Here is a 12,643-nt window from a genome sequence, read left to right as displayed (position 1 = left end):
GAAGGGCGGGGCCGCAGGGCAGGGGGAGCGCCGAAACACCCGCCATGTCGAGCCACATCTTGTGATTGAAGTACCACGGCGTCGGCAGCAGCACCTCGTCGCCCGGCCCGGCCAGCGAGGCCATGGCCGCGCAGAAGGCGTGGTTGGCCCCGGAGGTGATGCAAACCTGCGCGGGCGCGACGTTGCCGCCATAGGTGGCCGCGATATTCGCGGCCAGCGCTTCGCGCAGGGGGCCAAGCCCCAGCACCGCGCCGTATTGATGCGCCGCAGGGTCGGTCAGCGCGGCCTCGGAGATGGCCTTGCGCAGCGCATCGGGGGGCGGGTCGGCGGGCGCGGCCTGCCCGGCGTCGATCAACGGACGCTCGGGCGGAAAGGTGAGGCCCTTGAGCCAGCTCTTGGCCTCGACGACCGGCGAGGGGAAGGTGCGGGTGGTGGGCGCGTGCGCCGCCATGGGGTGGGTTGGCACCTCAGTCCTTGCCCCGGTAGGGCTCGACATATTGCAGCGCCATGTCCCAGGGGAAGAAGATCCAGGTGTCCTGGCTGACGCCGGTGATGAAGGTGTTCACCATCGGCTCGCCCTGCGGCTTGGCATAGACGGTGGCGAAGTGGGCGTTGGGATAAAGCTCGCGCACCAGTTCCAGCGTCTTGCCCGTATCCACGAGATCATCGACCACGAGGATGCCGGTGCCGTCGCCCATCATCTCGGCGTCGGGGCTCTTGAGCACCTGTGCCTCGCTGCGCTGGTCGGCCTTGCCGCCGCCGGAGTGGTAGCTCTTGACCGAGATGGTATCGACGGTGCGGATATCGAGTTCGCGCGCCACGATCATCGCGGGCGCCATGCCGCCGCGGGTGATGGCTACCACTGCGCGCCATGCGCCGTCATCCGGGCCCTTGCCGTCGAGCCGCCAGGCCAGCGCCCGGCTGTCGCGGTGGATCTGGTCCCAGCTTACGTGGAAGCCTTTTTCATGGGGCAGGCGGTCTGACATGGATTGTCCCTCGTGCAGCTTTTTGCCTGTCATATCCCCACTGACGCCCCGGCGTCGAGAGGGATGGCGTGCTCCGGGTGAGGCGGCGGGTGCCCGTGTGTGCCGGGCTGCCCTTGGCATTCTACGTGGCCGCCAGCCCGACAAGGCGCCGCCCCTCGTCCGTCTTGATCGAAAAGTCGGTGCCCAGGTGGGCATTGGCCGACTCTGTCGTGAGCCATTCGATGGCCCGGGCGACCCACTCGGGCGGGATATGCGCCGACCAGTCGAGCTGGCTGACCGGGTTGATGCCGGAAGCGCGGATCTGCGCCTGCATGGCCGTTGCGACGGTGCCGGGGCTGAGGCCGAGCACCCGCACGCCCTGGCTACGATACTCCTTGTCTGCCACCCGGGTGAGTGACAGCACGGCGGCCTTGGTGGCGCAGTAGTGGCTCCAGCCCTCCAGCGCAGAGGTGGCCGCGCCGGAGGAGATGTTGACGACGGTGCCGCCGCCCTGCGCCACCATCGCCGGGATGGCATGGCGCAGCCCGTGGTAGACGCCCTTGAGGTTGACATCGACCACGCGGCCCCATGCCTCGGGCGTGCTTTCGCCCAGCCGGGCGATGGGGTCGATCAGGCCGGCGTTGTTGACCAGCAGGTCGAGGCGGCCGGTTTCCTCCAATGTGGCGGCGACGAGCGCGGCGACCTGCGCTTCATCAGCAACGTCGGTGGGCCAGGCGCAGGCGGCGTGGCCTTCGGCCTCCAGTTCGGCTGCGATGGCGCGGATACGGGCTTCATCGCGGGCGGCCAGCACGACATGTGCGCCGAGGGCGGCGAAGTGGCGGGCGGTAGCCTCTCCGATGCCACGGCTGGCGCCGGTGACGATCACGGTTTTGCCTTTGAAACTCATGGGGCGTCTCCTTTTGCTTTGTGTCACTCGGCGGCCATCGCCGGAGTCCAGGCCAGGGCCGGGTCGGACATGAACTCTTCATCCGGCAGTCCCGTCAGTGCGGCGATGTAATTGGCCAGCACCTTGCAGGCGATGATGGCCACCACGTCGAGCACATTGGCGCGGCTGTAGCCTGCGGCGAGGAAGGCGGGCACCGCCTCGGCCGCCTCGCCCCGCGCCTCGGCGACGCGGCGGGTGAAGGCCCAGAGTGCGGCGAGGCGGGGGTTTTCGGGCGGCTGGCCGGCGCGCAGCCGGGCGATGGTTCCAGGCTCCATGCCCGCCTCGGCGGAGAGGTAGCTGTGTCCCATGGTGCAGTAGCCGCAGCCGTGGAGCACGTTGACCGCCTGGTAGGCCACCTGCTGCTCGACGGGGCTGAGCGCAGAGGCGCCGATCTGCGCCCAGAGTGTTTCGTAGCCGATCATGGCCGCCGGGCTTTCGGCCATGGTGGCGTGCATATGCGGGGTAAAGCCCCAGGCAGCGGTGACGGCATCGAGCGTGGCTTTGGAGCCGTCGGGCGCGGTGGCGGGGGTGTGCAGGGTGAAGTCGGGCATATGGGCCTCCGGGGTGCGTGATTTCGATACGGCAGGTTTATTGACTGCATCTGGCGCAATAAATTACGGTTTGCGCCGCACACTCATGCAGAAAGCGCAGGAATGAACGTCAGCGACCTCAGCCTGATCGAGGAAATCGCCCGCCAGGGCAGCTTTGCCGCCGTGGCCCGTCAGCGCGGCGTCGATCCTTCATCCATCGGGCGGCTGGTGGCAGGGATCGAAACCGAGCTGGGGCTGCGGCTCTTCTCGCGCAGCACGCGGCGGATGGAACTGACTGAGGCCGGGGCGCTCTACCTGGCCCGTATCGCGCCGCTGACCGAAGAGCTGGAGCGGGCAGGGGAGGAGGCGCGGGCGGTTCAGAGCGGGCCGCGGGGCACGTTGCGGCTCTCGGCCTCGGCCAGCTTCGGGCAGCACGTGATCGTGCCGCGCCTTCCCGGGTTCCGCGCCGCCTGCCCGGATGTGGCGGTGGAGGGGATCTTCTCTGACAGCACCATCGATCTCGTGGCCGAGCGGATCGACCTGGCCATCCGCCTCGCGCCGGAGGTCGAGGGCGATTACGTGGTGAGCAAATGGATGGACACGCGCTACCGGGTGGTGGCCGCACCGGACTACCTGGCCAAGGCCCCGCCGTTGCTGCGACCGGAGGACATGGCGCGGCACCGGGCCGTTCTCTTCCCGTTCCGCGACTACCGCTCGCGCTGGCTGTTCCGTCAGGGTGCGGGGGAGGTGATGCGCCAGCCAGTGGGCGGTGACATTCTTCTGAGCCCCGCCGGGGCAATCCGCGATGCGGCGGTTGCGGGGCTGGGCCCGGCCTTGTTGCCGGATTGGCTGATTGGTGAGGATCTTGCGCAGGGACGCCTCACCGCCTGCATCGACGGCTGGGAGGTGACGGCCACGAGTTTCGACACGGCGGCATGGCTGGTGTATCCCAGCCGAAGCTTCGTTCCGGGGAAGGTGCGCGCGATGATCGACTACCTGCGCGGCGGGCAGGGCGGGTGAGTCACTCGCCCTTGCGCTTGGTCACCACATCGATATCGGGCGCATCCACGGCCTTCATGCCGACGGCATGGTAGCCTGCGTCGACGTGGTGGATCTCGCCGGTCACGCCGGAGCCGAGATCGGAGAGCAGGTAGAGCGCACTCTTGCCCACGTCTTCGATGGTCACGTTGCGGCGCAGCGGCGAGTTCAGCTCATTCCACTTGAGGATATAGCGGAAGTCGCCGATGCCGGAGGCGGCCAGCGTCTTGATCGGGCCGGCGGAGATGCCGTTGACGCGGATGCCGTCCTTGCCGAGATCCTCGGCGAGGTAGCGCACGGAGGCCTCCAGCGCGGCTTTGGCGACGCCCATCACGTTGTAATGCGGCATGACCTTTTCGGCGCCGTAGTAGGTGAGGGTGAGGCAGGAGCCACCGTTCTTCATCAGCTTCTCGGCTTGCGCTGTGCAGGCGGTGAAGGAATATACGGAGATTTCCATGCTCATGCGGAAGTTCTCGACCGAGGTGTCGACGTAGCGGCCGCGCAGCTCGTTCTTGTCGGAGTAGCCGATGGCGTGAACGTAGAAGTCGAGCCCGCCCCATTCCTCTTCGATCTTGGCGAAGGCGGCGTCGACGCTTTCGGTGTTGCCCACGTCGCAATCGGCCATCAGGGTGCAGCCGAGCTGCTCGGCCAGCGGGGTGACGCGCTTTTTGAAGGCATCGCCCTGATAGGTCAGCGCCAGTTCTGCACCGGCGTCGGCGAGCGCCTTGGCAACGCCCCATGCGATGGACTTGTCATTGGCGAGCCCCATGATCAGCCCGCGTTTGCCTGCCATAAGTTGTGAACTCATCCCGACCCCTCCGTCGCATCTTGTCCGCTCCCTTTAGGGCAAGCCGGGGCGAGGTTGCAAGCGCTGGCGCAACAGGGCAAGGATGTGAGCGAAACATGCAACGGCGCCCAACAGGTGACCGAAAGGGAAGGCCGGTGCAGGCTGACCCGGGCCGAGCAGAAGACAGGCGGCACGTCCGCCGAGAACGGGAACGAAAGATCATGGCGGAACGCGGCGGCATCTTCGCGGGCGACGATCCATTTGCCATTGCGCGCAACTGGCTTGCCGACGCGGAAGGCACGGAGCCCAATGATCCCAATGCCATAGCCCTTTCGACCGTCGACGAGGCAGGGCTGCCCAATGCGCGGATGGTCTTGTTGAAAGAAATCGAAGATCACGCCTTTCTCTTTTATACCAACTGGGGTAGCGCTAAAGCACGGGAGATTGACGTTAACGGAAAGGCGGCCTTCGTTTGGCACGCCAAATCCCTGAGGCGACAGATTCGTGTCAGGGGCGTCACGGAGCGGGAAAACGGCCAGAAGGCCGACGCATATTTTGCCTCTCGCTCCCTGAAATCCAGGTTGGGCGCCTGGGCCTCACGGCAAAGCACGCCCCTGTCGTCTCGTGCGGCCCTGATCGCAGAGGTCGCCAAGGTGACAGCACAACACGGGAAGAATCCCGAACGTCCTCCGTTCTGGGGCGGAATTCGAATCTTGCCACTCGAGATCGAATTCTGGGCGGATGGTGCGTTTCGTCTTCACGATCGATTCCGGTGGACGCGTTCCGCCGTGACCGATGGTGATTGGCAGGTCCGGCGTCTCTATCCGTAACACTCGCGGATTGGCAGACACCGTTTAAACGGTAGGGGAATGCCCTTGTTACTCGGGGCGTAGCGTCTGGCGGGCCAACGGCTCGGCATGCGCCATGAGGACGATATTGAACCGTAATGGAAGAAGAAGAGAAGAACGCAGAGCGACGGGTCAGAGGCCGTGTCAAATGGTTTGATCCCGCGAAGGGGTTCGGCTTTGTCATTGCAGACGAAGGCGGCCCGGACATCCTGCTCCACGCGAACGTGTTGCGGAACTTCGGGCAGAGCTCGGTGGCCGATGGTGCGGGCGTCGAGATCAGCGTGCAGGATACCGATCGTGGCCAGCAGGCTGTTGAGGTGTTCGTGATCGACCCGCCGGAAGCCGGCGACGCGCCGCCGCTGGATGACGTGGCCGCGCTCGATCCCGATGAGCTTGCCGCCCTTCCGCTGGAACCCGCGCGGGTGAAGTGGTTCGACAAGGGCAAAGGCTTCGGGTTTGCCAACGTCTTCGGCCGGGCCGAGGACATCTTCGTTCACATTGAAGTGCTTCGCCGCTCCGGCCTTGCAGACCTGCAACCGGGCGAGGCAATCTGCCTGAAAGTCGTCGAAGGGCGACGCGGCAGAATGGCAACGCAGGTGCTTTCATGGGAATCGGCGCTCAAGGAAAAGAAGGTTTGAGGGCATGGCGCTGGTGGCCTGATCGGCCCCGCGCCATGCCCGGCTTCTTCCTTTCGCTGGTTTTGCTCCTGTATCCCGCGGTCCTGACAGCTCAGTCGGAGTCTCAACTCGATCTGGGGGGCAGCCGAGAGGCTGCGCCCTTTGCCGCGATTCCCGATGGCTCCGGCGACGCGCTCGTGCCGCCCGCCGCCGGATGCGAGATGGGCGAAGTGCGCCTGCGCTGGGATGGCGGCCAGGCGCGCTTTTCGGTGGAGATCGCCGACGATGCGGGCGAGCGCGGGCAGGGCCTGATGCATCGCGAGAGCATGGCGCGGTCATCTGGCATGCTCTTCATCTACCCACGTCCTGGGCGCGTGAGCTTCTGGATGCGCAACACGCTCATCCCGCTCGACATGATCTTTCTGGATGCCCGGGGCGTGGTGCAGAAGGTGCATTCCAACGCCGTGCCGCTGGATGAAACGCCGATCCCGGGCGGCAATGACATCCTGGCCGTTCTGGAAATCAACGGCGGCCTCGCGCGCGCCTTCGGGATCGGTCCGGGCGCGCAAATGCTGCACCCGGCCTTCGGTGCCGATGCGGCCTGGCCCTGCGCCGGGGCAGGGGGATGATTTCAGCCTCTTCCATTTGCCCGCGGCTCAGGCTAAACCGCGCCTCGTCGGGGCGTAGCGCAGCCTGGTAGCGCATCTGTTTTGGGAACAGAGGGTCGGGAGTTCGAATCTCTCCGCCCCGACCACTTCACAGGAATCGATTGAGCCGAGTGGCCTCAGCCGCGCCCGATGGGGGTGAGGCTGTTGAAGGCGATGCCGGTGGCGGCCTCGTATTCGGCCTCATCCCAGAACCCGATGAGAATGCCCCCCTCCGCCGCTTTCTTCTGGCGCGCCAGTACGGCGGGTGTGGCGGTGATGCGGGTGTGGTGGCGGGTGGCCCAATCGAGCAGGGCGGCTTCCATGCGGGTGCGCACCGCGCGGTGCTCTTCGGCCTCCGAGCCGCCGAGGTCGGTCAGTTCCTGCGGGTCGGTTTCGAGGTCGAACAGGACCGGGCGGAAACCTTCGCAGCGAATGTACTTCCAGCGACCATCGAAGATCATCGTGGTGTGCGCATCTTCCTGCGGCTGCTCCAGCGCGCGGGCCATGTCGGACCAGTGATAATCATGCTGGCTGATCGCGTAGCGCCGCGAGAAACCCTCGGTGCCATGGAGGATCGGGGTCAGGTCGCGCCCCTCGATCACATGGGGCTTGGCCTCGCAGCCGAGCGCGTTCATGAAGGTCGGGGCGAGGTCGATCATCTCGACCAGCGCATCCGAGACCAGCCCGCGCGTGCCCTGCGCTTCGGGGCGCGGGTCGGCGATGATGAGCGGCACCTTCACCGCCATCTCGTGGTAGAAATCCTTGTCGCCCATCCAGTGGTCGCCCATGTAGTCGCCATGGTCGGAGGTGACGACGATGATGGTGTTCTCGCTTAGCCCGGCCTCGTCCATCCAGTCAAAGAGCCGCCCGAGGTTGTCGTCGAGCTGCTTGATGAGGCCCATGTAGGCCGGGATCACGTGCTCGCGCACCTCGTCGCGCGAGAAGCTCCGGCACACCCGCGCGGCGTGATAGGCGGCCACCAGCGGGTGGTCGGTGCCCTTCTCCGCCTCCGAGCGGACGGGGGGCACGATGTGACTCTCGTCATACATGTCATGGTAGGGCGCGGGCACGATGTAGGGCCAGTGCGGCTTGATGTAGCTGAGGTGGCACATCCACGGGCGCCCGTCGGCCTCGGCCTCCTGCATGAAGGCGATGGCCCGGTCTGTCATGTAGGCGGTTTCGGAATGCTCTTCGGGCACGTTGGCGGGCAGGCGCGAGTTTTTCAGCAGCCAGGCGGACAGCAGGTCGCCATCGTCGCCCACGCCGGAATTGGCGAAGTCTTCCCACGGGTTCTCGGAGTCATAGCCGTGGGCCACGAGGTAATCATCGTAGGCCGACCAGTTCTGCCGGGCGCTGTCGGGGTGCAGCCCGTCGTCGCGCTCGAAGGGCTCGAAGCCACATTCGCTCACCCGCACACCGATTTCGCTCGCCGGGTCGATGCCGAGCCAGGCCATGCCCTCGGCGTCGGCGGTCATATGAGTTTTGCCTACCAGCACGGCCCGCGCGCCGACCTCGCGGAGATGATCGCCCAAGGTGGGCTCGCCCACGCGCAGTGGCATCCCGTTCCAGGTGGAACCATGCGAGCGCACGTAACGCCCGGTGTAGGCTGACATCCGCGATGGGCCGCAGACGGGGGACTGCACATAGGCGTTGGTGAAGCGCACGCCACGGGCGGCCAGCGCGTCGATATGGGGCGTGTGCAGGTGCGGGTGGCCGTAGCAGCTAAGATAGTCGAACCGCAGCTGGTCGGCCATGATCCAGAGCACGTTGGGGCGGCTGGTCATTGTGCGAAGTCCTTTTCCAGAATGTCTTGGGCCGGGGTGCGCAGGAAATCCTCCAGCCGGTCGAGAAGCCCGATGAACTGCCGGGTCTCCTCTTCGTTCAGCACCTCGCGCAGCGCGGCACGGCGCCGGGCCATCACGGGAGCGGCCGCCTCATAAACGTTGCGGCCCTGCGCGGTCACCTCGACGATGGTTTGCCGCTTGTCGCGCTCGGCACGATGCATCGAGACGTAGCCCTTGCGCTTCATCTCGGGCAGGGCGCGGCTGAGAAGCGAGTGGTCGGCGCGCTGGATCGCCGCAAGATCGCGAATCGTCATCGGGCCGGCTTCGCAGAGATCCCAGAGCACGCGCCATTCGACGATGGAAATGCCGCCACCTGCCTTCAGGAACTGTTGCCCCTGTCTGCGCGAGGCGGCGTAGACGGCCGGAAGGCGGGAGAAGATGTTGAGATCTTCGTGCGCACGCCTGTCGCGAATGCGCTCGGGGTCAATTCTTGCCGGGTCAGTCATCTGTTTCCTCCAATGCCCCGATAAAGCCCGAAAAATAAATAGGTGACAAGTCATATAATTTTTGCCAGTCTCTGGGGCAGCACTCGAACGGCGAGCTGCGCGCGCCGGGAGGTTGGCGCGCCGAAAAAGGGAGGACTAACCGATGAAAAAGACGATTCTGGGCGCTGCGCTTGCTCTGGCCCCGGTTGCGGCCATGGCGCAGGCCACGCTGACAGCTGAAACCACCACCCCTGGCTCCACGCCCCACTACATCGACAGCACGCTTGCCGCGGTGCTCGACAGCGCGGGTGTGGCCACGCTGCAAATCACCGAGGGCGCGACGCTGACCAACTCTGTGCAGGCCGTGGCGGAGGGCAGGCTGGACATGGCGCCCGCGCCGCTGATCCTGCCCTTCCTGCTCTCCAAGGGGATCGGCCCCTACGCGGGCGTCGGCCCGGAGGAGGGGGCCGCGCTGGCCGAGAATATACGGGTGATCTTTTTCAACGCCGGGTCGGCGCAGATGTTTGCCTATTACAACAACAACCCGATCGAGGACATTCGCAAGCTCGAAGGCAAGCGCATCTGGAACGGTCCGCCCCGCGGCGCGGCGCTGACCTCGGGGCGCGCGATGATCCAGCTTCTGTCGGGGCTGAAGGACGGTGAAGGCTACGAAGGTATCCAGACGCCCTGGCCCGATACCGTATCTACCATCACCGGCGGCGGCGCTGATGCCTGGACGATCCCCGAAGGCCTGCCTTCGGGCCGGGAAATCGCCATTGCGGCGGCGGGTGGCATCACCATTTTCGACGTGCCCTCCGACCTTCTGGCCAGCGAGCTTGGCCAGCAGATCATGGCGGCGCCCGGTCATGCGCCCTATTCGGTGCCGGTCGAGGATTTCCGGGCGGCCTATGCGGGCAATGACATCACCATCGTCACCGATGATGACACCTTCGACAGCTTCGCCACCGCCTTCGGCCAGATCGTGAATGCCTCGCTCGACGAGCAGCTCGTTTATGACATCACAACGGCCTACCTGGAGGGCGAGAGTCGCTTCATCGAAGGCTCGCCGCGTGGCCCCTTCGCCATGATGAGCTTCGGTGACATTGACGGCGTGAGCCAGGGCGCCTGCGGCGCGGTGCAGATCAAGATGCACCCCGGGGCCATCCGCGCCTTCGAAGATGCCGGCCACAGCGTGGCAGACTGTCTGCGCCCCTAAACCCTCTGTCGGGAGAGGTGGCTACGCCTGCCTCTCCCAAGGGACCATAGACCCATGAGCATGCTTACGCGCCACCAGTCGCTCAGCCAGCGCGTTGCGCTTGGCCTTGCGCTGATCCTCGTTGTTGTCGGCCTCGCCAACACGATGCCCGAGATCGCCGGGCTTCAGGACCTTGCCCGCGACATCACGGGGCGGCCGTTTTTCCGGGTGTCGAACTATCCGCCGGAATACTTCTACCCCCCGGTCTTCCTGCTGATGATGGTGATCGTGGCGCTGGATGCGAGCGTTTACCGGGCGTGGAAGGAGGAAAAGCCGCATCTCGCGTGGCTCGGGCTGCTGCTGGATGCCGGATTGATCCTCGCGGCCTTCCTCGCCGCCTTCGGCTTCCTTGTGGAGATCGACTCGATCTGTTTGATCGACCAGATCACCGGCGAGCGGGCGCGGCTGATCCAGGAGGCGGCGGAGCGCTCGGCGGGGGTGATCCCGGGCATTTCCTTCGAGGCGGAAGTGCCGGCCTGTCAGGCGCGCTTCGGCATCTGGATCCTGCCTCTGCTCTTCACCATCATCACGCTGTTCTTCCTCTACAACATTCGGGTCTGGGGCCTGCCTTTGGTAGCGGTGGCCAGCATCGTGGTGCTTTACACCGTCGCCACGGCGCTGATCTGGATCTTCGACCTGTCGGACAACAACTTCCTGCTCACCAAGCTGGGGGCAGACGGTGGCGATGCGACGGCGGCGGCGATCCAGAAGGCCACCAACGTCTTCGTCACGCCTGACGGCTTCATGGGCCGGTTCATGGATATCGTGGTGAACCAGGTCTTCCCCTACGTGATCCTTGGCGCACTCTTCGGCACCTCGGCGGGGGGCACTTCGCTCATCAAGCTGGCAGTGCGCACCACGCGGAACCTGCGGGGCGGGCCGGCGCATGCGGCTATCGTTTCCTCCGCCATGTTCGGCACCATCACCGGCGGGCCGGTAACAAACGTGCTCTCGACCGGGCGGCTGACCATTCCGATGATGCGGCGTAACGGCTTCTCGCCGCAATTCGCGGGCGGGGTCGAGGCGGCGGCTTCCTCGGGCGGGCAGATCATGCCGCCGGTGATGGGCGTGGCCGCCTTCGTGCTCGTTGCGCTGACGGCGGTGCCCTATACCAAGGTCATCACCGCCGCCTTCCTGCCGGCGATGTTCTTCTTCTTCTCGATCTTCCTTGCGGTGATGTTCCAGGCCCGGCGTGAGCGCGTCGAAGCGATGCGCGAGATCCCCGAAGACCTGATCATGGAGCGGCAGGACTGGCTGAACCTGATCATCATCGTGGTGCCCATCCTGACGATCCTGTTCCTTCTGCTGGGCAGCAAGGATGCGATCGGCGGCGGACTGCTGGCCGCGATCCTGCCCGGCGGGGTGATCCAGACGATCACCAACGCCACCGGTGACGCGGTTTCGGCGGGGTGGTGGGCTGTGGCCGTGCTCATTCCGCTGCTCTTCCTCGACCCGGAGACGCGGGCCAAGCCCTCGCGCATCCTCGCCTCGCTTGCGGATGGGGGGATCCTGATCTCGCGGCTCTTCCTGCTGCTCTTCGCGGTGTCGATCATCTCGGCCTTCCTCAACGAAAGCGGGCTGACCGGGGAGCTGACCCGTGCGGTCACATCCTGGCTTGAGAGGGCGCAGATGCTGCGGCTCTTCGGCTTTGATATCCCGATTGTTGGCGGCGTCTACCTGATGCTCGCGCTGAGCTGCGCGATGCTCTGCGCCATCATCCTCGGCATGGGCATGCCCACGGTGCCTGCCTATGTGAACGTGGCGCTGCTGCTCGGCCCGCTGCTGGCCAACCTCGGCGTCAGCTTCTTCACCGCCAACATGTTCGTCTTCTACTTCGCCGTCGCCTCGGCGATCACTCCGCCGGTGGCGGTGGCGGCCTTTGCCGCCGCTTCGATCACCCGGACCGAGCCGATGCGCACCGGGATTGCCGCGGTGCGGGTGGGGATCGTGATGTTCACCATCCCCTTCGTCTTCGCCTGGTATCCGGAACTGCTGCTGATTCCCGAGGCGGTGACCATCACCGACGAGAGTGGCCGCAAGGCGCTGATCGAGGGGTATAGCGGCGAGGTCGAGCTGGTGGCGCTGGGCCTGCTTTCGCTGCGGCTGATCCTTGCGCTCTATCTCGTGGCCTCGGCGCTGGCGCGCTATGACCGTGGCCCCGTGCGCCCGTGGGAGATGGCCTGCCGCCTACTGCTGGCCGTGCTCATCATGTGGAAGACCGACCCGGTGATGTGGGTTGGCATCGGTGGCGGCCTTGCGGTGATCGTGCTGCACGGGGTGCTGTCGCGGCGACGGGAGGCCTTGGCGGGGGTGTGACACCGCCAAGGACGCACGCGGCCTTCGGATGGATTCGGGACGGCGGTGAACACACCACTTCTTGTGCAGGCCGGCAGGCCGCGGGACCACTACATCTAGTGTCCAAGGGGCGCCTGTTTTTTGAGCAAAGGGGCCCTGGCCTGCTGGGCGGGCCCTTGCCACTGTGGCCTATCTGCACAGGAGGTTGGCACAGGCCTCAGGGCTTTCTGCCGGAATGAGGCCTGTGGACAAGCTGCGATTTCCGGTGCGTCACCCCTTGGGCCCGAGCGCGAAAATTCACCATATTTAGTATGGTTTGCGGTGCGCTGCTACAGCAGGTGGTGAACTCTCCCGCCATGTGGATGAATCATGGGGCGGTGCGGCGGGTCAGCCAAAGCGCGATCCGTCAACAGAAAAGAATGGGAGTTGCGGCGGATTTTAGCGTT

At 65.7% G+C, this 12,643-nt stretch carries 13 protein-coding genes and 1 tRNA gene; 7 read left to right on the top strand and 7 right to left on the bottom strand.

Annotated features, from left to right (window positions below; genetic code table 11):
* The 4 genes from DYI42_RS14805 to DYI42_RS14790 all read right to left on the bottom strand — a co-directional run.
* On the bottom strand, window positions 1-451 hold a 451-nt coding region (locus DYI42_RS14805; RefSeq protein ID WP_213546766.1), incomplete at its 3' end, for an aminotransferase class I/II-fold pyridoxal phosphate-dependent enzyme.
* Between the two features lie 16 nt (window positions 452-467).
* Window positions 468-986, bottom strand: a complete 519-nt coding sequence (gene gpt, locus DYI42_RS14800; protein ID WP_213546765.1) for a xanthine phosphoribosyltransferase — start codon at window positions 984-986, stop codon at window positions 468-470.
* A gap of 121 nt (window positions 987-1,107) precedes the next feature.
* Window positions 1,108-1,872: an SDR family oxidoreductase gene (locus DYI42_RS14795; RefSeq protein WP_213546764.1), complete on the bottom strand. Its 765-nt coding sequence runs from the start codon at window positions 1,870-1,872 to the stop codon at window positions 1,108-1,110.
* 23 nt (window positions 1,873-1,895) lie between these two features.
* On the bottom strand, window positions 1,896-2,462 hold the full coding sequence (locus DYI42_RS14790; RefSeq protein WP_213546763.1) for a carboxymuconolactone decarboxylase family protein: 567 nt from the start codon (window positions 2,460-2,462) through the stop codon (window positions 1,896-1,898).
* Window positions 2,463-2,564: 102 nt separating this feature from the next.
* On the opposite strand from DYI42_RS14790, the gene DYI42_RS14785 reads away from it, so the two are divergent.
* Window positions 2,565-3,461, top strand: coding sequence for a LysR family transcriptional regulator (locus DYI42_RS14785; protein WP_213546762.1), 897 nt, complete (start codon window positions 2,565-2,567; stop codon window positions 3,459-3,461).
* 1 nt (window position 3,462) lies between these two features.
* Here the strand turns inward: DYI42_RS14785 and fabI are convergent, their stop codons facing one another.
* A complete protein-coding gene (gene fabI, locus DYI42_RS14780; protein ID WP_213546761.1) occupies window positions 3,463-4,287 on the bottom strand; it encodes an enoyl-ACP reductase FabI in 825 nt (274 codons plus the stop codon).
* 200 nt (window positions 4,288-4,487) lie between these two features.
* Between fabI and pdxH the strand changes: the two genes are divergently transcribed.
* The 4 genes from pdxH (at window position 4,488) to DYI42_RS14760 (ending at window position 6,485) form a co-directional block, all read left to right on the top strand.
* Window positions 4,488-5,096, top strand: a complete 609-nt coding sequence (pdxH, locus tag DYI42_RS14775) for a pyridoxamine 5'-phosphate oxidase (RefSeq protein ID WP_213546760.1) — start codon at window positions 4,488-4,490, stop codon at window positions 5,094-5,096.
* Between the two features lie 116 nt (window positions 5,097-5,212).
* Window positions 5,213-5,752 carry a cold-shock protein gene (locus DYI42_RS14770; protein WP_213546759.1) on the top strand — a complete coding sequence of 180 codons (540 nt, stop codon included), beginning with the start codon at window positions 5,213-5,215 and terminating at the stop codon, window positions 5,750-5,752.
* Between the two features lie 200 nt (window positions 5,753-5,952).
* Window positions 5,953-6,360, top strand: coding sequence for a DUF192 domain-containing protein (locus DYI42_RS14765; protein WP_213546769.1), 408 nt, complete (start codon window positions 5,953-5,955; stop codon window positions 6,358-6,360).
* Between the two features lie 48 nt (window positions 6,361-6,408).
* Window positions 6,409-6,485, top strand: a tRNA-Pro gene (locus DYI42_RS14760).
* A 30-nt stretch (window positions 6,486-6,515) separates the two neighbouring features.
* Here DYI42_RS14760 and DYI42_RS14755 read toward each other — a convergent pair.
* Together DYI42_RS14755 and DYI42_RS14750 are read right to left on the bottom strand one after the other, a co-directional pair.
* Entirely contained in the window at window positions 6,516-8,162 is a 1,647-nt protein-coding gene (locus DYI42_RS14755) for a sulfatase-like hydrolase/transferase (RefSeq protein WP_213546758.1), read from the bottom strand.
* A complete protein-coding gene (locus DYI42_RS14750; RefSeq protein ID WP_213546757.1) occupies window positions 8,159-8,668 on the bottom strand; it encodes a MarR family winged helix-turn-helix transcriptional regulator in 510 nt (169 codons plus the stop codon). The genes DYI42_RS14755 and DYI42_RS14750 overlap by 4 nt, the downstream gene beginning before the upstream one ends.
* A gap of 142 nt (window positions 8,669-8,810) precedes the next feature.
* Here DYI42_RS14750 and DYI42_RS14745 point away from each other — a divergent pair, with 142 nt between their 5' ends.
* Window positions 8,811-9,863, top strand: a complete 1,053-nt coding sequence (locus tag DYI42_RS14745) for a TAXI family TRAP transporter solute-binding subunit (RefSeq protein ID WP_213546756.1) — start codon at window positions 8,811-8,813, stop codon at window positions 9,861-9,863.
* Window positions 9,864-9,917: 54 nt separating this feature from the next.
* A complete protein-coding gene (locus tag DYI42_RS14740) occupies window positions 9,918-12,218 on the top strand; it encodes a TRAP transporter permease (RefSeq protein WP_244867945.1) in 2,301 nt (766 codons plus the stop codon).
* Window positions 12,219-12,643: the final 425 nt, after the last annotated feature.

The organism is Vannielia litorea (assembly GCF_018424695.1).
GTDB classification, from domain to species: Bacteria; Pseudomonadota; Alphaproteobacteria; order Rhodobacterales; family Rhodobacteraceae; genus Vannielia; species Vannielia litorea_A.
The sequence above is the reverse complement of the archived record's forward strand: the minus strand, read 5'-3'. Positions and strand labels throughout refer to the sequence as shown.

Coding starts and splice junctions, on each gene's coding strand:
- DYI42_RS14770 (WP_213546759.1), top strand. CDS start 5,213: ATGGAAGAAGAAGAGAAGAACGCAGAGCGACGGGTCAGAGGCCGTGTC.
- pdxH (WP_213546760.1), top strand. CDS start 4,488: ATGGCGGAACGCGGCGGCATCTTCGCGGGCGACGATCCATTTGCCATT.
- DYI42_RS14750 (WP_213546757.1), bottom strand. CDS start 8,668: ATGACTGACCCGGCAAGAATTGACCCCGAGCGCATTCGCGACAGGCGT.
- DYI42_RS14740 (WP_244867945.1), top strand. CDS start 9,918: ATGAGCATGCTTACGCGCCACCAGTCGCTCAGCCAGCGCGTTGCGCTT.
- DYI42_RS14745 (WP_213546756.1), top strand. CDS start 8,811: ATGAAAAAGACGATTCTGGGCGCTGCGCTTGCTCTGGCCCCGGTTGCG.
- DYI42_RS14755 (WP_213546758.1), bottom strand. CDS start 8,162: ATGACCAGCCGCCCCAACGTGCTCTGGATCATGGCCGACCAGCTGCGG.
- DYI42_RS14795 (WP_213546764.1), bottom strand. CDS start 1,872: ATGAGTTTCAAAGGCAAAACCGTGATCGTCACCGGCGCCAGCCGTGGC.
- DYI42_RS14765 (WP_213546769.1), top strand. CDS start 5,953: ATGGGCGAAGTGCGCCTGCGCTGGGATGGCGGCCAGGCGCGCTTTTCG.
- fabI (WP_213546761.1), bottom strand. CDS start 4,287: ATGAGTTCACAACTTATGGCAGGCAAACGCGGGCTGATCATGGGGCTC.
- DYI42_RS14790 (WP_213546763.1), bottom strand. CDS start 2,462: ATGCCCGACTTCACCCTGCACACCCCCGCCACCGCGCCCGACGGCTCC.
- gpt (WP_213546765.1), bottom strand. CDS start 986: ATGTCAGACCGCCTGCCCCATGAAAAAGGCTTCCACGTAAGCTGGGAC.
- DYI42_RS14785 (WP_213546762.1), top strand. CDS start 2,565: ATGAACGTCAGCGACCTCAGCCTGATCGAGGAAATCGCCCGCCAGGGC.